Annotated in this window: 18 protein-coding genes and 1 other RNA gene; 7 read left to right on the top strand and 12 right to left on the bottom strand. The window is 65.3% G+C overall.

Annotation, left to right across the window (positions count from 1 at the left end; genetic code table 11):
• The first annotated feature begins 587 nt into the window (after window positions 1-587).
• Window positions 588-1,613 (top strand): aspartate carbamoyltransferase, encoded by a 1,026-nt coding sequence (pyrB, locus tag ABD654_RS07255; protein WP_344703735.1) that lies wholly within the window; start codon window positions 588-590, stop codon window positions 1,611-1,613.
• A gap of 17 nt (window positions 1,614-1,630) precedes the next feature.
• On the opposite strand, the gene ruvX is transcribed toward pyrB, so the two are convergent.
• From ruvX to ABD654_RS07220, 7 genes are all read right to left on the bottom strand, one after another.
• Window positions 1,631-2,113 carry a Holliday junction resolvase RuvX gene (gene ruvX / locus ABD654_RS07250; RefSeq protein ID WP_344703733.1) on the bottom strand — a complete coding sequence of 161 codons (483 nt, stop codon included), beginning with the start codon at window positions 2,111-2,113 and terminating at the stop codon, window positions 1,631-1,633.
• Complete coding sequence (locus ABD654_RS07245) at window positions 2,113-2,682, bottom strand: YqgE/AlgH family protein (protein WP_344703731.1); 570 nt, start codon at window positions 2,680-2,682, stop codon at window positions 2,113-2,115. Before ABD654_RS07245 ends, ruvX begins: the two co-directional genes overlap by 1 nt.
• 72 nt (window positions 2,683-2,754) lie before the next feature.
• The gene (gene gshB, locus ABD654_RS07240; RefSeq protein ID WP_344703729.1) at window positions 2,755-3,720 is read right to left on the bottom strand and encodes a glutathione synthase; all 966 of its coding nucleotides are present in this window, start codon (window positions 3,718-3,720) and stop codon (window positions 2,755-2,757) included.
• Between the two features lie 103 nt (window positions 3,721-3,823).
• Complete coding sequence (locus ABD654_RS07235) at window positions 3,824-4,513, bottom strand: CvfB family protein (RefSeq protein WP_344703727.1); 690 nt, start codon at window positions 4,511-4,513, stop codon at window positions 3,824-3,826.
• A gap of 16 nt (window positions 4,514-4,529) precedes the next feature.
• Window positions 4,530-5,249: a 16S rRNA (uracil(1498)-N(3))-methyltransferase gene (locus tag ABD654_RS07230; RefSeq protein WP_344703741.1), complete on the bottom strand. Its 720-nt coding sequence runs from the start codon at window positions 5,247-5,249 to the stop codon at window positions 4,530-4,532.
• A 39-nt stretch (window positions 5,250-5,288) separates the two neighbouring features.
• Window positions 5,289-5,783, bottom strand: coding sequence for a protein-export chaperone SecB (gene secB, locus ABD654_RS07225; RefSeq protein ID WP_344703725.1), 495 nt, complete (start codon window positions 5,781-5,783; stop codon window positions 5,289-5,291).
• 61 nt (window positions 5,784-5,844) lie between these two features.
• A complete protein-coding gene (locus ABD654_RS07220) occupies window positions 5,845-6,267 on the bottom strand; it encodes a rhodanese-like domain-containing protein (protein ID WP_344703739.1) in 423 nt (140 codons plus the stop codon).
• A gap of 229 nt (window positions 6,268-6,496) precedes the next feature.
• Here ABD654_RS07220 and gpmI point away from each other — a divergent pair, with 229 nt between their 5' ends.
• The 3 genes from gpmI to ABD654_RS07205 all read left to right on the top strand — a co-directional run bounded on the left by gpmI (window position 6,497) and on the right by ABD654_RS07205 (window position 10,605).
• Window positions 6,497-8,062: a 2,3-bisphosphoglycerate-independent phosphoglycerate mutase gene (gene gpmI, locus ABD654_RS07215; RefSeq protein ID WP_344703723.1), complete on the top strand. Its 1,566-nt coding sequence runs from the start codon at window positions 6,497-6,499 to the stop codon at window positions 8,060-8,062.
• A 61-nt stretch (window positions 8,063-8,123) separates the two neighbouring features.
• Window positions 8,124-9,230, top strand: coding sequence for a murein hydrolase activator EnvC family protein (locus tag ABD654_RS07210; RefSeq protein ID WP_344703721.1), 1,107 nt, complete (start codon window positions 8,124-8,126; stop codon window positions 9,228-9,230).
• Window positions 9,231-9,360: 130 nt separating this feature from the next.
• Window positions 9,361-10,605, top strand: coding sequence for a S41 family peptidase (locus ABD654_RS07205; RefSeq protein WP_344703737.1), 1,245 nt, complete (start codon window positions 9,361-9,363; stop codon window positions 10,603-10,605).
• Here ABD654_RS07205 and ABD654_RS07200 read toward each other — a convergent pair.
• From ABD654_RS07200 to ABD654_RS07185, 4 genes are all read right to left on the bottom strand, one after another.
• On the bottom strand, window positions 10,602-11,855 hold the full coding sequence (locus tag ABD654_RS07200) for a UbiH/UbiF/VisC/COQ6 family ubiquinone biosynthesis hydroxylase (RefSeq protein ID WP_344703719.1): 1,254 nt from the start codon (window positions 11,853-11,855) through the stop codon (window positions 10,602-10,604). The two genes, ABD654_RS07205 and ABD654_RS07200, sit on opposite strands and share 4 nt — an antisense overlap.
• A 53-nt stretch (window positions 11,856-11,908) precedes the next feature.
• The gene (gene ubiH / locus ABD654_RS07195) at window positions 11,909-13,126 is read right to left on the bottom strand and encodes a 2-octaprenyl-6-methoxyphenyl hydroxylase (protein ID WP_344703717.1); all 1,218 of its coding nucleotides are present in this window, start codon (window positions 13,124-13,126) and stop codon (window positions 11,909-11,911) included.
• Window positions 13,127-13,251: 125 nt separating this feature from the next.
• Window positions 13,252-14,589, bottom strand: a complete 1,338-nt coding sequence (pepP, locus tag ABD654_RS07190) for a Xaa-Pro aminopeptidase (protein WP_344703715.1) — start codon at window positions 14,587-14,589, stop codon at window positions 13,252-13,254.
• A gap of 68 nt (window positions 14,590-14,657) precedes the next feature.
• Complete coding sequence (locus ABD654_RS07185) at window positions 14,658-15,236, bottom strand: UPF0149 family protein (protein WP_344703713.1); 579 nt, start codon at window positions 15,234-15,236, stop codon at window positions 14,658-14,660.
• A gap of 215 nt (window positions 15,237-15,451) precedes the next feature.
• Between ABD654_RS07185 and ABD654_RS07180 the strand changes: the two genes are divergently transcribed.
• The 3 genes from ABD654_RS07180 to ABD654_RS07170 all read left to right on the top strand — a co-directional run bounded on the left by ABD654_RS07180 (window position 15,452) and on the right by ABD654_RS07170 (window position 16,660).
• A complete protein-coding gene (locus ABD654_RS07180) occupies window positions 15,452-15,748 on the top strand; it encodes a cell division protein ZapA (RefSeq protein WP_344703711.1) in 297 nt (98 codons plus the stop codon).
• 49 nt (window positions 15,749-15,797) lie between these two features.
• Window positions 15,798-15,981: non-coding RNA, 6S RNA (ssrS, locus tag ABD654_RS07175), on the top strand.
• A 43-nt stretch (window positions 15,982-16,024) separates the two neighbouring features.
• Window positions 16,025-16,660: a 5-formyltetrahydrofolate cyclo-ligase gene (locus ABD654_RS07170; RefSeq protein ID WP_344703709.1), complete on the top strand. Its 636-nt coding sequence runs from the start codon at window positions 16,025-16,027 to the stop codon at window positions 16,658-16,660.
• A 459-nt stretch (window positions 16,661-17,119) separates the two neighbouring features.
• Here ABD654_RS07170 and ilvA read toward each other — a convergent pair whose 3' ends face one another.
• Window positions 17,120-18,634, bottom strand: coding sequence for a threonine ammonia-lyase, biosynthetic (gene ilvA / locus ABD654_RS07165; protein ID WP_344703707.1), 1,515 nt, complete (start codon window positions 18,632-18,634; stop codon window positions 17,120-17,122).
• Window positions 18,635-18,781 lie beyond the last annotated feature (147 nt).

Here is an 18,781-nt window from a genome sequence, read left to right as displayed (position 1 = left end):
GCCTGCCGCCAGCGTTCAATCTGAGCCATGATCAAACTCTTCAGTTTAAAATCATATAGTGCATAAGCTGCACCAAACTTGGCTCAAGGTTTCAAACGTCTCAAATAAAACCCGAAGGTTTTGACGAGACACTTGTCTTGATAATAGGTGATTTGTCACCCACTCAGGCAAGCGCCCACATGAATTACCTGATCAACTTGTTAAAGAGCATCTCGCAAGGCCGTTATGTTAGCCTGCAAAGCGGCGATGACTTGCCGTCTCTGCTGCGAGGAAGGCGTATTCTACACGCCTTGAAGTGGTTGTCAACTGCGATGTCATAAACCGCGTAACCTGTTGACACCCAAGGCCTTTTTTGGGCCTTTCACCGCGGGCAACGCTTGGCGTCGTCTGCAGCGGATGCGTACTCTACGGGCTGAGGCAGCGTTTGGCAAGGGATGGCGGGAAATAAATTATTGGCGCCGCCTTTCGACGCCAAAAAGCATATCGGAACCGGCGCTGCTAACGAGTAAACTGGACGCACCGCTTACCCATAACTGCCTGCCAGCCTTGCCAAGGCTGCCATTTGCCTGCCTCAGGGAGCCCATTTGATGAACCCACACCTGCTTTCCGTCGACTCGCTGGACCGTGATCACGTTGACCACTTGCTGCATGTGGCCGGCCGCATGGAGCCCATTGCCAGCCGCCGCCAGGTAACCCGAGTGCTGGAAGGCGCGGTGCTGGGTAACCTGTTTTTCGAAGCCAGCACCCGCACTCGGGTGAGCTTTAACGCTGCGTTTTGCCGCCTGGGCGGCAGCGTATGCGATACCACCGGCTTTACCTTTTCATCCATGGCCAAGGGTGAATCGCTGTACGACACCAGCCGCGTCATGAGCGGCTACTGCGACGCCATCGTCATGCGCCACCCCGAGCAAGGCTCGGTGGCCGAGTTTGCCAGCGCCACCAACGTGCCGGTCATCAACGGCGGCGACGGCCCGGGCGAACACCCCAGTCAGGCACTGCTGGACCTTTACACCATCGATAAAGAGTTCGCCCAGCGGGGCAAAACGCTTGCCGGCGCGCATATTCTATTAACGGGGGATTTGCTTCACGGGCGCACGGTGCACTCGCTGATCAAGCTTTTATCGCTGTACCCGCCCATGCGCATCACCCTGGTGTCGCCGCCGGGGCTGGATATGCCCTCGGCACTGGTGGAGCTGGTGGCTTCCCGCGGCCACCGTATCGAGCTGCGCGACAGCCTGGCCTGCGACTTCAGCGACCTGGACGTGGTCTACACCACGCGCATTCAGAAAGAGCGTTTTACCAGTGAAATGAGCGAATCCTTTGCCGGCGTTTCTCACGAATTCGTGGTTAACAAACGCTTTATGGACGCGCGCTGCACGCCGGATACCATCGTCATGCACCCGCTGCCTCGGGACAGCCGCCCCGGCGTCAACGATCTAGATGTGGACTTGAACGGCGATCCCAGGCTGGCCATTTTTCGCCAGACCGACAACGGCATTCCGATGCGCATGGCGATATTTGCCACGCTGCTGCAGGTAGAAGAGTTGATTGAAAAGGACCTGCGCCCGGTGCGCTGGTTTGTCCCCAAGCGGCTGGGCACGCTAGACGAGTGAATAGCCTTGAGGCGGGGTTACGTACCGCCTCGCTGTGGCCGGGTTGAGTCGCCGGCGCGGCCGCCGGGCAAGCCTTCCCGGTGGGCAAACCAGCCTTCCAAAATCAGCACCGCGGCAATGCCGTCAACGCTCTCGGCACGGTAGTTGCCCCTGTGGCCGGCTTCACGGGCAATCTGCTTGGCCTCCCGGGTAGAGCCGCGCTCGTCGACCATGTGGCAGGGCTTGCCGTAGCGCCCGTGCAGTCGATTGCCGAATTTGCGCGCCCGCAGGCTCATTTCGGACTCGCTGCCGTCCATGTGCAGCGGCAACCCCACCACCAGCACGTCCGGCTGCCATTCCTCCAAAAGCCGGGTTACAACATTCCAGTCGGGAATGCCGTCCCGGGCGGTGAGCGGCTCAAGCTCCCGGGCGCTGTGCAGCATTTCATTGCCCACCGCCACGCCAATGCGCCGGGCACCAAAGTCAAATGCCAGCACCAGCCGCTGCCCTTCTGCGGCCATCAGGCGTGCCCGGCGTCAGGCGTCATCAGGTTTAAATCCACGCCGAGAATACCCGCCGCGGTGCTGAGGCGCTCGGCCGGCGGCGTTTCGAACAGCACGTGTGACGCTCCTTCAACGATCAGCCAGGCGTTTTCCTTGATCTCATCTTCCAGCTGGCCCACATCCCAGCCGGAGCAGCCCAAACAGACGACGAAGCGTTCGGGCCCTTCATTGTTGGCCAGCGCCTGTAGCATATCCATCGACGTGGTCAGTGCAATTTCGTCGGTTACCTGCACGCTGGAATCCCAGTCGCTGCTTTGGCCACGGTGCAGAATAAAGCCGCGATCCTTGTGCATGGGGCCGCCATAATACACCGGCGCATTGCGGTGCAGGCTTTGGCTGCCGCCAAGCTCCAGCTGCTCGAACAGCGCATCAAGGGTGATTTCCAGCGGCTGGTTGACAATCACTCCCATGCTGCCGTTGTCGTCGTGGTCACAAAGATAGATCAGGCTCCCGGCAAAGTGGGTCTCGTCCATGTGCGGCATGGCCAGCAGGAAATGATTTTTCAGATTTTGCGTTAAGCGTTGCATGCGCCTCCTAGCGCCGCCGGCGATTCGCCGGCGGCTGAATTATCAATGACCATGTAATGATGGGGCACGCCGTTAGCGTGGCGCACTCAGGCGACGCGCGACCGCGTCGAGCAGCTGGTCGGCGATACGCGTGCCGCGCTGGTCGTCAATCTCACGCACGCAGGTGGGGCTGGTGACGTTGATTTCGGTAATCGAATCACCGATAACGTCGAGCCCGACAAACAGCAGCCCAAGCGCGTCAAGCGTTGGCCGCACCTGCTCGACCAGCCATTGCTGGCGTTCGGTGAGCTCACGGCTTTCTCCGCGCCCGCCGGCCGCCAGGTTGCCGCGCGTTTCCCCGGCCAGCGGCACCCGGGCCAAACCGTAAGGCACCGGCTCGCCGTCGATGAGCAAGATGCGGGTGTCACCTTCCTTGATGGCCGGCAGGTAGCGCTGCACCATGACCTGGCGCGTACCGCCCAGCGTCAGCTGCTCAATCACCGCGCCGAGATTGCGCCCGTCCGGGCCGATGTGAAAAATACCGCTGCCGCCCATGCCGTCAAGCGGCTTGAAGATCACATCGCCATGCTCGGCGTGAAACGCGCGCAGCACGTTGTCCCGGGCGGACACCAGCGTGGGTGCGCAGCACTGGGGAAACTGCTGGGCAAAAAGCTTTTCGTTGCAGGTCAAAAGCGCCCGGGTCGGATTGACGACCAGCACGCCTTCGCGCTCGGCAAACCCCAGCAGATGCACCGCATGGGTAAAATCGGCGTCAACAGGCGGGTCTTTGCGCATGAGGATGACGTCGAGCTCGGAAAGCGGCCGGGAGTCGGCTTCGCCCAGGTCATACCAGTGATCGGGGTCGCGGTGTACCGTCAGCGGGCGCATGCGGGCGTAGGCCTGGCCGGCGTTGAGAAACAGGTCTTCCTGTTCCATGTAGTGCAGCGTATAGCCCCGATCCTGGGCGGCCCACAGCATGGCCATGGTGGTATCTTTTGTATAGGCAATATCGGCGATGGGATCCATCACCACGCCCAGATGCAGATTTGACTGGCTCATCGCAACAACCATTCGAAATAGAGCGCACCGGGCCGGCGCGCCCGTGGGTATATGACAGCCCTGCAGTATGCCTGACGCCGCGCGCGGCACCAAGCAGAGGGCATCAGTCCAGCGCGCCGGGCACCAGGCGCACGGCATGGGGCTCAAGGGTGATCAGCTGGCGCTTGTACAGCCGGCCGGTGGCCTGCTTGTAGGCGCTTTTGCTCACCCCCAGCCGCGCTTTGATGTCCGCCGCGGCGCTTTTATCGCCCAGCGGCAGGTAGCCGCCGCTTTCGCGCAGGGCCTTGAGAACCTTCTCGCCCACCACGTCAAGGCGTGCGCTGCCCGGCGGCAGCAGGGAGATATCCAGCCGGCCGTCGTCCCGGCGCTGCTTGACGAACCCGCCAAGCGTCTGCCCGCGGCGCAGGGGCTGGCTGATGTCGTCGGCGTAAATCAGTCCCCAGTAGCGGTGGTTGACCACGACCTTCATGCCCAGGTCGGTACGCTCGGCGACAACCAGCGTGACCGCCTCGCCGCTTTCCAGCGCCCAGGCGTCGTCGCTCAAAAAACGCTCCAGGCGCATGGACGCCACCGGCCGCCCCCGGTCGTCTTCGTAAAGCATGACCAGCACGCGCTTGCCCGGGTCCGGGCGGAACAGCTGCTCGCTAAACGGCAGCAGCACGTCCTTGGGCTGCCCCCAGCGCAGAAATGCGCCGGTATCGTTTACCGTTACCACCGGCAGGTAGGCCACCTCACCCATGCGGGCGACGGTATCTGTCGCGCTATAAGAGGGGCCGGAAGTCTCGTTGGGCATAGCAAAAACGTCCTTCTCAAAGATCGCCGAAGCGGTACTGCAAAAGCGTAAGCGCAGCCACGGGCGCGGTTTCGGTACGCAGGATACGCGGGCCCAGGGTCAGCGGGGTAAACGCCGCGGCCTCGGCGGCCGCCACGTCGTCTGGGGCCAGGCCGCCTTCCGGGCCGATCAGCAGCGCCGCCGCGGCGGGCGCGTCCGCCGCGTCCAGCCCGCTGTGGGTGGCCGGATGCAGCATCAGCCGCAGCGGCTCGTCGCGCGCGTTAAGCCATGCCTCAAGGGTTTGCGGCGGATGCACCGGCGGCAGCGTCGCCCGCCCGCACTGCTCGCAGGCGCTGGCGGCCACGGCTTGCCAGTGGGCGAGCTTTTTGGCTTCGCGCTCGCCTTTCAAGCGCACATCGCCGCGGCGGGTATACAGCGGGGTGATCGCCGCCACGCCCAGCTCCACGGCTTTCTGGATGGCGTAGTCCATGCGCTCTCCCTTGGAGATCGCCTGGCCCAGATGCACCGCCAGCGGCGACTCCCCCGCCCCGGGCCATACGGCCTCCACGACCACCGTGGCCTGCTTGCGCGTCACGTCTGCCAGGCGCACGCCGGCCTCGCGGCCGTTGCCGTCGAACACCACCAGCGGCGCACCCGGGCCCAGGCGCAGCACCCGCGTTAGATGGCGCGCCGGGCCGTCAGGCAGCGTAACGTTACCGCCCGGTTCAAACGTTGCCGGCACGTAAAGGCGCGGCATCTTGCCGTGGGCGGCGTACCAGTCGGCGGCCTGCACGGCTTACTCGGCGCTTTGCGCCTGGGCTTCGCGCTGTTTGCGCTGGGCGTACATGGCGTCAAAATTGACCGGCGCCAGCATCAGCGGCGGGAAGCCGCCGCGGTTGACCAGGCTGTCCACGCACTCGCGGGCGTAGGGGAACAGCAGGTTGGGGCAGAACGCGCCCAGGGTCTGGTCCAGCTGCTCGCCTTCAATGCCGCCAATGCGGAACAAACCGGCCTGCTCGACTTCCACCAGAAACGAGGTGGTACCGCTTTCGCTGTCGTTGACCTGAGCGGTGACCTTGACGGTGACTTCGTACTGGTCATCGTCGGTTTGCTTGCTGGAGGTGTTCAGGTCCAGATTGACCTTGGGCTTGAACGGCTGTTTGAACACCTCGGGCGAGTTGGGCGCTTCAAACGAAATATCCTTGACGTAAATACGCTGCAGCGAAAACGTAAGCTTGGGCTTGCTGTCGTCCGCCGCGCCGGCCTGCTGGGGGGTGGTGTCTTCCGCCATGTGAAACTCCTGAAAGGGTCGATCTACGAAGCTCGTGCCGGCCACGCCGGCGCCGATGCGCTTATTTTTTGACTACCGGCAAGCCGTCGGCCTGCCACTGGGCCATGCCGCCGCTCAGCTTCAGCGCGCGCTCAAAGCCGGCCTTGGCCAGCTTGGCCTGAGCCACGCCCGAGCTCTGGCCGTGCTTGCAGACGACAATGACCGGCTTGCTCTTGGCCTTGTCCAGCTCATTTATGCGCTCATCCAGCTTGCTCTGGGGAATATGCCGGGCACCGGCGATATGGCCGGCGCGAAACTCTTTGTCTTCGCGGATATCCAGCACCACGGCGTCTTCGCGGTTGATCAGCTGCGTGGCCTCGCCCGGCGTCACCCCGTTGCTTGCCGCGCGACGGGCTTCATACGCCAGCCAGGCGAGCAGTACGGCAAAAAAGCCCCCCACCAGCAGCAGATGGTTTTGGGCAAACTCCAGCAACCGTTCGATTATCTCGGGCATCGCGCGCTCAATCTCTTGTTCAATAGTGGGTCAACAATACACGGCAATACGACAGCCGGCAGCGCGGGCTGTCGTCAAGCGCCCCAGTATACACGCCCCGAACGGCTGCGAGCAGGCCCCGCCATGACGACAGCCGCCCGCCTGCGTTATAGTGCGAACGACTGGCATTCGCCCCGACGCTGCGCCACACCGGCGCCTGGCCCAATGACGAGAGGTTTTCATGGACACTCCCCGCACGCCGCGCCCGGTGGCGCTGATCATCCTCGACGGCTACGGCCATAACCCGGACAGCCGCCACAACGCCATTGCCGGGGCGCATACCCCCAACATGGATCGGCTATGGGCCGATCGTCCCCGGGCCTTCGTCCATACCGACGGCCACCACGTCGGGCTGCCCGACGGCCAGATGGGCAACTCCGAGGTCGGCCACATGAACCTGGGCGCCGGGCGCATCGTGTTTCAGGATTTTACCCGGATCACCCAGGCCGTGGAAAACGGCGATCTTGACCTCAACGCCGCGCTGACCACCCCCATCGACGACGCCGTGGAGCACGGCCGAGCCGTTCATCTTATGGGCCTTTTGTCCCCCGGCGGCGTGCACAGCCACGAAGACCACATCATTGCGCTTGCCGAGCTTGCCGCCCGCCGCGGGGCCCGGCGCATCTACATGCACGCCTTCCTCGACGGCCGCGACGTGGCCCCCCAGAGTGCCATGGCCTCGCTTGAGCGCACCAACGCCCGGCTCGCCGAACTGGTCGGCCCGGACAACGGCTTTATCGCCTCGGTCATCGGGCGCTTCTACGCGCTGGACCGCGACAACCGTTGGGAGCGCGTGGCCCAGGCCTATGAGCTTTTGACCGAAGGCCGCGCCGACTTTACCGCCGTCAGCGCCGAAACCGCCCTGCGCGACGCCTATGCCCGGGGAGAAACCGACGAGTTCGTCTCCGCTACCAGCGTACGCATTGCCGGGGAGCCGCTAGTGATCGAAGACGGCGACGCGGCAATCTTTGCCAACTTCCGCGCCGACCGCGCCCGGGAGCTGGCGCGGGCCTTTGCCGAACCCGACTTTGACGGCTTTGCGCGCACCTCGCGCCCGGTGCTCGCCGGCGAAGGCCTGGTAATGATGACCGAGTACGCCGACGACATCCCCGCCCCGATCGCCTTTCCCCCGGATCACCTGTCCGACACCCTGGGTGAGGTCGTCTCCCGGCGCGGGCTCAAGCAGCTGCGCATCGCCGAGACGGAAAAATACCCCCACGTAACGTTTTTCTTCTCCGGCGGCCGCGAAGAAGCCTTCGACGGCGAAACGCGCATTTTGCAGCCCTCGCCCCAGGACGTGCGCACCTACGACGAAAAGCCGGAAATGAGCGCCTTTGCCGTCACCGACAGCCTGATTGGCGCCATCGACGACGACGCCTTTGACCTGATCATCTGCAACTACGCCAACGGCGACATGGTCGGCCACACCGGCGACTATCACGCAGCGGTCAAGGCCATTGAAACCGTCGATCAGTGCGTGGGCCGCGTGGTCGAGGCCATTGAGCGCGCCGGCGGCGCCTGCCTGATCACCGCCGACCACGGCAACGCCGAGCAGATGGTGCACCCGGTCACCGGCGCGCCCCAGACCGCCCACACCACCTTCCCGGTGCCGCTGGTCTACGTCGGCACGCGCCAGGGCGAGCTCGAAGACGGGCGGCTGTGCGATCTGGCGCCTACGCTTTTGACCCTGATGGATCAGAAAATTCCCGCCGCGATGACCGGCAAGCCACTGATTCGGCTGCGCTGAATTGCGCCGCAGGCCAAGGCTGCGACGCTGGGCCGGCGGCGCGCTGGCGTTGCTGGCCTGTATGCCCCCGGCGGTGCAGGGCCAGGCGCAGGCGCGCCCCGACGCCACCGCCGCCCGGGAAAAGCTCGACGCCCTGGGCGAAGAAATCCGAACAGCGTCACAGCGTCTTGAAGCCACCGCCAAGGCGCGCAGCGACGCCCAGAACGCGCTGCGCGAGGTAGAAGAGGCGCTGGCCGAGCTTCACGCCCGGCTGGATGAAGTGCAGGCCAAGCGCCGCCGGCTCGGCAAAGAAAGCCGGGCGCTGAAAAAGCGCCGATCTCGTCTGGAAGCGACCCGCCAAGCGCAGATGGAAGCGCTGGGCGAGCAGCTGGCCGCGCTGTACCGGCTGGGCGATGCCCCGCAGCTGAAGCTGCTGCTCAACCAGGGCGACCCGGCCAAGATTGACCGCATGCAGGCCTACCTCAACCGCCTGAGCCGGGCGAGAAAAAAACGCCTCGCCGACATCGCCCGGCTGGACAAAGCGCTTGCCGACAACGCCGCCGAGCTGGCCGAGCGCCGAAAGCGCCTGGAGGCGGCCAACGCCGAGCTGAAAGAAAAAAGCGCGACCCTTGCCCAGCGCACCGCCCAACGCCGCACGCTGCTGGCCGACATCGGCGAGCGCGAAGAAAGCCAAAGCCACCACCTGGCCCGGCTCAAGGGCGATCGCGAAGCCGCCGAGGCGCGCCTGCGCCAGATCCGCGAGCAGATGGCCCGGCTATCAAGCCCCGCCCCCAGCACGCAGATGGCCCAAACCCGGGGCGATCTGCCCTGGCCTACGGCAGGCCAACTCAGCGCCGGCTTTGAAAGCCGCCAGGGCGTGCACCGCAACGGCATTGTCATCAAGGCCGGCGCCGGCACCCCGGTCAAGGCCGTGCACGCCGGGCGCGTGGCATTTGCCGGCTGGCTGCGCGGCTTTGGCAACCTGTTGATCGTTGACCACGGCGACCACCTGATGACGCTTTACGCTCACCTGCAGCGCTTCGAGCGCTCGCCCGGCACGCGAGTGGCCGAAGGCGACGTTATCGGACGCGTGGGCAATACCGGCGGCCAGCCCCGAGCGGCGCTGTATTTTGAAGTGCGCCGCGGCGGCGAACCCATCGACCCCGGGCGTTGGCTTGCACGCCGCTGAAAGGATAAGCTGGCGCCACTGACGCTTTTTTCGGCGGCCCCTGCCGCCCACGCCTCGCGGAGCCCCCATGCCATTTGCCACCCCTTTATTGCCCGCCGTCCGGTACCCGCTGGCCGTCATGCTACTGGCCATGTGGGCCCTGCCGGGCACGGCCGCCGCGGCGCCGGACACCGATGACGCGGAAAACGCCCTGCCGCTGGAAGATATCCAGACCTTTGCCGAGGTGTTTGAGCACATCAAGCGCGCCTACGTCGAAGACATCAACGACCGCACCCTGATGCGCAATGCCATGCGCGGCATGCTCAACGAGCTGGACCCGCATTCAAGCTATCTCGACGAAGAGCAGTACGACAGCCTGCGCGAAAGCACCGAAGGGGCGTTTGGCGGCATCGGCATCGAAGTCGGCATGAAAGACGACCGGATCACGGTGGTAACGCCTATCGACGATACGCCGGCTTCCCGGGCAGGGCTTGCCTCGCGCGATGTCATCGTGCGTATCGACGGCACCTCCACCGAGGGCCTGTCCCTGCACGAAGCGGTCAACCTGATGCGCGGCGAGCCGGGCAGCGAGCTGGATATCACCGTGCTGCGCCAGGGCGAAGACAGCCCGCGCACGTTGACCCTGACCCGCGAAAACATCCAGACGGAAAGCGTCAAACACGACATGCTGGCGCCGGGCTACGGCTACCTGCGCATCAGCCAGTTCCAGACGCGCACCGCCGAGCAGGCCCTCGCCGCCCTCACCGACATGCAGGCACAAAGCGACGGCGGCGCGCTCAACGGCCTGGTGCTGGACCTGCGCAATAACCCCGGCGGGGTGCTCCAGGCCGCGGTGGATATCGCCGATCTGTTCCTTGACAGCGGGCGCGTGGTCTACACCGAAGGCCGTCTGGCCAACAGCCAGATGTCGTTTTCCGCTACGCCCGCTACCCCCGCCGGCGACGTAGCACTGGTGGTGCTGGTCAACGGCGGCAGCGCCTCGGCGGCGGAAATCGTCGCCGGCGCGCTGCAGGACCAGGGCCGCGGCGTCATCATGGGTACGGAAAGCTTTGGCAAGGGTTCGGTACAGCAGGTCATGCCGCTGGGCGAACGCGAAGCCCTCAAGCTCACCACTGCGCTGTACTACACCCCGGACGGCCGCTCGATTCAGGCCCAGGGCATCGAACCTGACATCAAGGTCGTGCGCGGGCGGCTGGAAGTCGCCGACAGCCGCTTTGAACTGCGCGAATCCGACCTTGAAGGCCACCTGAACGCCACGGGCAAAAGCGCAGCCCGCGACGCGTCAAGCGCTGCACGCCTGCGCGACGACTACCAGCTGAGCGAGGCGCTCAACCTGCTCAAGGCGCTCAACGTGGTGGACCGCCGCCGGCGCTAGCGGCAGCTTTCGGGCAGGCGGCCGCGCTCCCCGGTCGCCTGGCGCATCATCGCGCGCTTGAGCGGTACCAGCCGGTCAAGCCCGTTCATGCCCATATTGCGCGCCAGCAGCACGCCGGGGTGCTCTACGCCAAACAGCGTCTTGAAGCCTTTCATCAGCGCCAGTACGGCGGCGTTGTCTCCCCGGCGGCGGCGCTCGAAACGCTTGAGCCGGCGCGCATCGCCCCAGGGCGCGCCGCGCTGAAAGGCCGCGATGACTTCTTCGGCCAGCACGGCGGCGTCCATCAGCCCCAGGTTGACGCCCTGCCCCGCCAGCGGGTGAATGCTGTGCGCCGCGTCGCCCACCAGCGCAAAGTGCGGCGCCGTATAGCGCCGGGCATGGCGCTGCACCAGCGGAAACGCATACGCCCTGTCGCATACCTCCACCGCTCCCAGGCGGTGTTCAAGGGCACGGCCCAGCGCCTCGCCCAGCGCTTCGGGCGTCATCGCCTTAAGCGCCTCGGCGCGCTCGGGCGCCACCGACCAGACAACCGAGCAGTAGCGCTCGTCGCCGGCCACCGTCAGCGGCAAAAACGCCAGCGGCTGGCCGGCAACGAACGCCTGGCGCGCCGTCGCCCCGTGAGGGCGCTCGCAGCGTACCGTGGTCACCACGGCGTGCTGGTGCATGTCGTCTTCGGCTACGTCGATTTCCGCCATATCGCGCAGCACCGAGCGCGCGCCGTCGGCGGCAACCACCAGCGGCGCGCCCAGCGTGGTGCCGTCTTCCAGCTTCAGCCAGCGCCCGGTGGCGGTGGTCTGCAGTGCGGTAACCCGCTGGCCGAAAAACGTCGTCACCCCGGGATGGTCCAGCACCCGGGCATTCAGCGCCGCGGTGGTCAGGCTGTTTTCCACGATGTAGCCCAGCGCGGCCACCCCGGCCTCATCGGCGCTGAAGGCGATATCCCCGCTGCCTTCGGTGTCCCACACGCGCATGTAGCGATACGCCGTCACGCGCTTTTCCGCCATCAGCGGCCAGGCGCCCAGATGCTTTAGCAGGCGCACGGAAACCGGCGACAGCGCGCTGACCCGGGGCGCCGGCGCCTCGCCGAGCGTATCCAGCGCAAGCGGCCGGGGCTGCGCCTCGACCAGCCCAACCTGCATGCCGGCATCCGCCAGCAGCGCACAAAGCGCCGTGCCTACCATGCCGTTGCCCACAATCAGGGCATCGAACGTCGTCGCCGGCGTTTTTGCCGCCTTGGCTGTCTTGGTCATCGTGCTCCCCTTGCCTTGTCAACAAAACGCCCGCGGCCGGGCGCGGGTGAACGTCAGCGCTCCAGCCCCATGGCCCGCCGGGCCACATCGCGGCGCAGCGGCCCGGCCAGATTAAGGCCCGCCAGGCCCGCCGCACGCAGCGACGGCAGCAGCGGCAGCCGCGCGCCGAACAGGCGGATCAGCCCGTCGCTGAAGCGCACCACGTCGCGCCGGTCCCGGGCGCGCTTGCGGTCAAAAGCGCTCAGCGCGGCCATATCACCGGCTGCACCGCCCGCCGCCAGATGCTCGGCCAGCGTGTCCACCAGATCCACCACCCCGCGCAGCGCCAGGTTAAACCCCTGCCCGGCCACCGGGTGCAGCGCGTGGGCGGCGTTGCCCAGCACCGCAAGCCCCGGGCGCACGGTCTCTTCCGCGGTCACCAGCGATAGCGGATAGGCGTAGCGCTTGCCCACCCGAGTAAAGCGCCCGGCGCGATCGCCGAACGCGCGCTGCAGCGCGGCGAGAAAGTCGCCGTCGGACAGTGCCATGCGCGCCTTTTCTTCGCCGGCCGGGTGCGTCCACACCAGCTCCATGGCGTTGCCCGACAGCGGCAGCAGCGCAATTGGGCCGTCAGCGGTAAAGCGCTCGTAGGCCACACCGCCGTGGGGCTCGCTGACCGCCACGTTGGCAATCAGTGCGGTCTGCGCGTAGTCCGCCGCACGGCTGGCAATGCCCAGCTGCTCTTTTAGCCCGGAGCGGCCGCCGTCGGCCAGGACCGTCAGTCCGGCGGTGAGCGTACTGCCGTCCGAAAGCGCCAGCCGATGCCCCGCCTCGGTCGGGGCAATGTGCGCCACCTTGGCCGGGCAGTGCCAGTCGAGCGCCAGTTCGGCGAGTCGGGCGTGCAGCACCCGGCCCATCCAGGCGTTGGCAATCACATGGCCCAGGGCGTCAACGTGGAGATCATCGGCATCCAGCCGCGTCACGCCCAGCCGGCCGCGCTCGCTGATGTGGATGCGGCGGATCGGCGCGGCCTCTCGGCGCATGGCCTGCCACACCCCCAGCCGGTGAAAGCGCTCCGCCGAGCCGGCGGCAATGGCGCTGGCCCGGGCATCGAAACTGGGCTGCCATTGGTCCGGCTGCGCGGCGGCCGGCAGCGGCGCGGCCTCGATAATCGCCACTTTCAGCCCGTGGCGTTCGATCAAAGGGGCCAGCGCACAGCCCAAACTGGCCCCCACCAGACCGCCGCCGACAATGACGACGTCGTGCGTAAGGGGTTGCGCGGGTGTCTGCATGGCTGCCTCCTGAACGGCGTTTTCTACACGGCTGATGAGTATTGTCCGCGAATCGGCACCGCGGGAACAGGCCGGCCATTCATAACGTACATTACGTAAAGAAAAACCGGCCGTGACATGGCGGCTCACTTTTTGGCCATCAGCGCCTCGATGTCTGCTACCTGCTTGGGCACATCGGCGGTAAGCACCTCGTGCCCCTCGGCGGTGACGGCCACATCGTCTTCGATGCGGATGCCCATGCCGCGATAGGCCTCGGGGATATCGTCGTCTGCGGGAATATACAGCCCGGGCTCTATTGTCAGCACCATGCCTTCTTCCAGCGGGCGCGGCGTGCCGTCGGGCCGGCGATATTCGCCTACGTCGTGCACGTCCAGACCCAGCCAGTGCGAGGTGGAATGCAGATAGAAACGCCGATAGCTGTGATCCGCGATGCGTTCGTCAACGTCGCCGGACAAAAGCCCCAGCGCAATCAGCCCGGCCGTCAAATCGCGGACCACGCCTTGATGGATATCAATGAGCGTAGCACCGGGGCGAATCGCCGCCACGGCGTTTTCCTGGGCGGTGAGCACAACCTCGTAAACCTCGCGCTGGGCGGCGCTGAAGGTGCCGTTCACCGGAAAAGTGCGGGTGATATCGCCGGCGTAGAGGGCAAACTCGGCACCGGCGTCGATCAGCACCAGGTCGCCGTCATTGAGCGGCGCGGTGTTTTCCACATAGTGCAGCACGCAGGCGTTGACGCCGCCGCCGACAATGCTGCCGTAGGCCGGGCCGCTGCCGCCCTGCCAGACAAATTCGTGCTCCAGCTCGGCCTGCAGCTGGTATTCAAAAAGCCCCGGGCGGCTGGCGCGCATGGCCCGGCAGTGGGCCCGGGCCGATATCTCGGCGGCGTGGCGCATCAGCGCCATTTCATCCGCCGTCTTGAGCTGGCGCATGGCATGAATCAGCGGAGTGACGTTGTGAAAGCCGCTGACCGGTGGCGCCCCTCGACGGCCGGCGGTCGAGTCGGCGTAGGCCTGCTCGGCCAGCGCCAGGGCGCCGTCGTCGTCAAAGGGCACAAACAGCTGCTCGCGCCCGGCGAGCAGCCGGTGCAGGCGCTCGTCGCGCTCGGCATTTTCCACCGCCTCGTCCACGCCATGTTCGGCCACCATGCCATCCGCCCCCAAGCGCCGCCCCGTCCAGGCTTCAAGCGTCGGGTCGCGATCCTGGCAGAATACCACCGTCTCGCCGGCGTCGCGGCCGGGCAGCAGTACCAGCAGCGCATCGGGCTCAACGATGCCGGTGAGGTAGTAGAAATCGCTGTTCTGGCGAAAGGCGAACTCGCTGTCCTTGGAGCGGGTGACCAGGCCGGCGCCGGGCAGCACCACGGCGGCCGTGGCTGGCAGCCGGGCGATGAGCGCGGCACGGCGCGCGGCGTAGGCATCGGGGGTAATCGCCGCCGGGCGCGGCATGGACTCGGGTAGCATGAAGGCTCCTGGTTGGTGAGGGGGAAAAGGTCCGATTGGTGAGGGGGAAAAGATCCGAGCGAAAAGCGCTAGTGCAGCGTCGCGTCGCTTTGCTCCACCTGGGGCTGGCCGGGATGCTGCTCGGTGTAGAGCATCATGGCGGCCATCCGCGCGTGCTCGGTGAGCGCGAAAAGGTCGTTTTCGTTTTCCGGGCTGTCGTCGAGGTCGGTTTCGATACGGGCCAGCACCGGCAGATCGTCCAGCGCTTCGCGCAGGGCAGCCGACCACTGCCGGCGCAGGGCGTCGTCCACGGTATCATCGAGCACCTCGACAAAGCCCAGCGCCCACTCCTGCAGCCCCTGGGCCTGCTCGGCCAGGGAAAACAGCTCGTCGGGCAGCAGCGGCGCGTAGTTCATTTCGCCGGCGCCCAGGGCTTCAAGGGTTTGCCGGCGCCAGCCCAGCAGGCGCTCGGCGCTCGGCGCATCCTTGGGCTGCTCGATCCCCAGGCTTGAACACACTTCGTCCAGCCAGGCCTCGGCGCTGACGTCCTTGAGTGCCAGCAGCGCACACAGCCGGCCGTCGAGAAACGCCGGCGACTGCATGCTGCCGTGAAGCAGAAAGGTATCGGCGATATCGGAAAATTCCTGGCGTTCATCAATCAGGGACATAAAAAGGCCATCCGTTACGGCACAGTGAATAAGACAGGGTACGGCAAGCGAGCGGACAGCGCCGCGCGTTGACCCCGGCGCGCAGGCTCTCTTATAGTTGAAGCGCTTTTATCGCCCGGGCCGGTACCGCGCCGCCACGGGCCTCGCCTCGCTTTACTTGCCCATGCGGGCATGTTAACGCATAGATTCCTCGATGGCCTGCGCTGGAGCAACGGATGAGTGACGCCAAGCGTCCAACCACAGAAATCACCCTGCTGGGGCGGTATTACACCATTGCCTGCGATGCGGGGACAGAAGACAAGCTGGAGCGCGCCGCACGCTACCTGGACCGCGCCATGCACGGCATTCAGTCGCAGAGCACCGCGTTGAGCAACGACCGGGTCACGGTGATGGCCGCGCTCAATATCACCCATGAGCTGCTGGAAGCGCTTGACGAAAAGCGCGACCGCGACGCCGAGCTTGCCCGCCTGGACGAGCGCCTGGACGAGGCGCTGAAAAAACGCCAGGAATAAGGCGCCGCCCGGACTTTGGCCCGGGCCCGGCGCTCTGGTAAGATGAAGGCGTTCTCTGGGGTGTGCGCCAGTCGTTATCGTCCCTCGAGCCTATGCGTAATACCCAGGGAGGCCAAAAGCTAGTCGAGCCTGTGCGCATGTCCGTGCGACGGAAAGCCTGACGGCTTGGCTGCGGCCACCCACCTGAACCACAAGGTTCAGGGCCACAACGACAGCGGCATCCTGGAGAACCCTTGCCTACCGCTTTTCCCATATTCCAGCTTCAGGGCCTGCAGCGTGCCCCTGCCTGACGCAGCATCCGCCTCGCCGTTACGGGCCAAGAACGCCCTGCGCCGCGAGCTCAGGCGCCGCCGCCGCGTGCTCACGCCGCGCCAGCAGCGCACCGCCGCCGCCGGCCTGTGCCAGCGATTGAAAACCTTGCCGGAACTGCGGCGCGCACGCCGTATCAGCCTGTATCTGCCCGTGAGCGGCGAGATTGATCCGCTCCCCCTGCTGCCCTGGCTTTACCGCCGCGGCGTGAACGTTTACCTGCCCGTACTGCGCCCTTTTTCCGCCAACTCACTGTGGTTTGTGGCGTATCGCCCGGGCACGCCCATGATCAAAAACCGCTTCGGCATCCGCGAGCCCGCCCCGCGCTTTAGCGCCCGCCGCGCCAATCGCCTGCCCGCCTGGGCGCTGGATACCCTGATCGTGCCGCTGGTGGGCTTTGATGCGCACGCCAACCGCATGGGCATGGGCGGCGGCTTTTACGATCGCACCCTGGCTTTTATGCGCCACCCGGGGCCAAAGCCTACGCTGATCGGCGCAGCCCACGCCTGCCAGCAGGTTGACCGTCTGCCCGTAGAGCCCTGGGATATTGCGCTGACCGCCATCGTCACCGACACCGCCGTGGTGCGCCCGCCCCGGCGCTGAAGCAGACAAAAGAAAAAAGACAAAAGAAAAAAGACAAAAGAAAAAAGACAAAAGAAAAACGGGCTGTGCCGCCATGGCACAGCCCGCGTATTGATCATCAGCCCCCCGGCGGCGACGCTCAGCCGCCTGCCAGCGCCTGCGCATAGCCTGTGGCAAGAACGCCCAGGGCAAATACCACCGTCAGTGCCATGATCATGTCCGGCTTTTTACGACGCATACCGCTTCTCCGAAGTAACAAATCCGGGCCCGGGGCGGTGCGCGCGTCCGTTCATTTTGCCGGAACCAAGCCTAAACCCCGTGCCCCTGGAAAACATAGCGCGTCAGGTGAGCAAAACGCCGCTTCAGCGTTTTGGATGACGCGTCTCATTATTGGCCCGGTGACTATAAGCCGCCGGGCTTTACGCTGACAATGAAAAAAGCCGCCGTTTATCCGCGCACTTCCGGCAACGGCGGCGCTTTTCAGGCCATGAACAACCGGTAGGCCGGGTTGTCGCTTTCCCGCCAGTAGCGATAGCCGATCGCGTCCAGGTGCTCTTCGACATGCTCGCTGTCGCCGTTGGGTACCTGCATGCCCACCAGCACTCGGCCGTAGGCCGCGCCGTGGTTGCGATAGTGAAACAGCGAAATGTTCCAGTCATGGGGCAGCTGGGTGAGAAAGTGCATCAGCGCCCCGGGACGCTCGGGAAACTCGAAGCGATACAGCGCCTCGGCCACGTTGGCGCTCGGCCGGCCGCCGCTCAGGTGGCGGATATGCACCTTGGCCAGCTCGTTGTCGGTCAGATCTTCCACCTGATAGCCGGCTTCCTTGAGCTTTTCGATCACCGCCTGGCGATCATCGCCGCCGGGCTTGACCTGCACGCCGACGAAAATATGCGCATCGCTGTCGTCGGCGTAGCGGTAGCTGAACTCGGTGACCATACGCTTGCCCAGGGTGCGACAGAATTTTTTGAAACTGCCGGGCTTTTCGGCAATGGTCACCGCAAGAATCGCCTCGCGCTGCTCGCCAAGCGAGGTGCGCTCAGCGATATGCTGGAGGCGGTCAAAGTTGGTATTGGCACCGGAGTTGATACACAGCAGCGTCTCGCCCTTGGCCCCGGTTCGCTGAACGTATTTTTTCAGCCCGGCAAGGGAGAGCGCGCCGGAGGTTTCCGACACGGCACGGGTATCCTCGAAGATGTCCTTGACCGCGGCGCACATTTCATCGGCGGTGACGGTGATCACATCATCGACCAGATGCTGCATCAGGGTAAACGGCACCTCGCCGATCTGTGCTACGGCCACGCCTTCGGCAAACACGCCGACCTGATCCAGCGTCACCCGCTCGCCGGCATCCAGCGCGGCCTTGAGGCTGGCGCTGTCTTCAGACTCCACGCCGATCACGTTGATGTCCGGGCGCAGATACTTCACGTAGGCCGCCACGCCGGCGATCAGCCCGCCGCCGCCCACGGGCACAAAAATGGCGTCCAGCGCCCCGCTGTGCTGGCGCAGTATTTCCACCGCCACGGTGCCCTGTCCGGCAATCACGTCGATGTCATCAAACGGCGGAATATAGGTATAGCCGTGCTCTTCTACCAGCGCCTGGGCGTGGGCGGCGGCCTCGCTGAAGGCGTCGCCCTTGAGCACGACCTTGGCCCCCCGGGCGCGCACCGCCGCGACCTTGATGTCCGGGGTAATGCGCGGCATCACAATGGTCGCCTTCACTCCCATCTGCGTTGCCGCCATGGCCAGCCCCTGGGCGTGGTTGCCGGCCGAGGCGGCGATCACGCCCCTGGCCTTTTGTGCCTGTTCCAGCTGGGCCATTTTGTTGTAGGCGCCGCGAATCTTGAAAGAATGCACCGGCTGTAAATCTTCACGCTTGATTAAAATCGTGTTGTTAAAGCGGCGTGAAAGAAACGGGGCGGGGGAAATCGGCGTCTCGCAGGCCGCCTCGTACACACGGGCCTGGAGAATTTTCTTCACGGTAGCTTCAAGCATTCGAATATCTCACGGGAAAGGGCCGCACGCCGGCGATGGAAAAGGGCCGCTCAAGTTTTATACACAAACCGGACAGCCCGCTATTGTTAGCAGATTGCCCCGGGGCGCGTCCACAGCTCCGGCGTGTCGGCAGCGCGGCGGCATGGC

Source organism: Halomonas cibimaris, assembly GCF_039537045.1.
In the GTDB taxonomy this organism is placed as follows: Bacteria; Pseudomonadota; Gammaproteobacteria; order Pseudomonadales; family Halomonadaceae; genus Vreelandella; species Vreelandella cibimaris.
The sequence above is the reverse complement of the archived record's forward strand: the minus strand, read 5'-3'. Positions and strand labels throughout refer to the sequence as shown.

What these genes read in the sequence shown, in the direction of transcription:
- pyrB (WP_344703735.1), top strand. Translation starts at nt 588, where the DNA reads ATGAACCCACACCTGCTTTCCGTCGACTCGCTGGACCGTGATCACGTT.
- ruvX (WP_344703733.1), bottom strand. Translation starts at nt 2,113, where the DNA reads ATGGCCGCAGAAGGGCAGCGGCTGGTGCTGGCATTTGACTTTGGTGCC.
- ABD654_RS07245 (WP_344703731.1), bottom strand. Translation starts at nt 2,682, where the DNA reads ATGCAACGCTTAACGCAAAATCTGAAAAATCATTTCCTGCTGGCCATG.
- gshB (WP_344703729.1), bottom strand. Translation starts at nt 3,720, where the DNA reads ATGAGCCAGTCAAATCTGCATCTGGGCGTGGTGATGGATCCCATCGCC.
- ABD654_RS07235 (WP_344703727.1), bottom strand. Translation starts at nt 4,513, where the DNA reads ATGCCCAACGAGACTTCCGGCCCCTCTTATAGCGCGACAGATACCGTC.
- ABD654_RS07230 (WP_344703741.1), bottom strand. Translation starts at nt 5,249, where the DNA reads ATGCCGCGCCTTTACGTGCCGGCAACGTTTGAACCGGGCGGTAACGTT.
- secB (WP_344703725.1), bottom strand. Translation starts at nt 5,783, where the DNA reads ATGGCGGAAGACACCACCCCCCAGCAGGCCGGCGCGGCGGACGACAGC.
- gpmI (WP_344703723.1), top strand. Translation starts at nt 6,497, where the DNA reads ATGGACACTCCCCGCACGCCGCGCCCGGTGGCGCTGATCATCCTCGAC.
- ABD654_RS07210 (WP_344703721.1), top strand. Translation starts at nt 8,124, where the DNA reads ATGCCCCCGGCGGTGCAGGGCCAGGCGCAGGCGCGCCCCGACGCCACC.
- ABD654_RS07205 (WP_344703737.1), top strand. Translation starts at nt 9,361, where the DNA reads ATGTGGGCCCTGCCGGGCACGGCCGCCGCGGCGCCGGACACCGATGAC.
- ABD654_RS07200 (WP_344703719.1), bottom strand. Translation starts at nt 11,855, where the DNA reads ATGACCAAGACAGCCAAGGCGGCAAAAACGCCGGCGACGACGTTCGAT.
- ubiH (WP_344703717.1), bottom strand. Translation starts at nt 13,126, where the DNA reads ATGCAGACACCCGCGCAACCCCTTACGCACGACGTCGTCATTGTCGGC.
- pepP (WP_344703715.1), bottom strand. Translation starts at nt 14,589, where the DNA reads ATGCTACCCGAGTCCATGCCGCGCCCGGCGGCGATTACCCCCGATGCC.
- ABD654_RS07185 (WP_344703713.1), bottom strand. Translation starts at nt 15,236, where the DNA reads ATGTCCCTGATTGATGAACGCCAGGAATTTTCCGATATCGCCGATACC.
- ABD654_RS07180 (WP_344703711.1), top strand. Translation starts at nt 15,452, where the DNA reads ATGAGTGACGCCAAGCGTCCAACCACAGAAATCACCCTGCTGGGGCGG.
- ilvA (WP_344703707.1), bottom strand. Translation starts at nt 18,634, where the DNA reads ATGCTTGAAGCTACCGTGAAGAAAATTCTCCAGGCCCGTGTGTACGAG.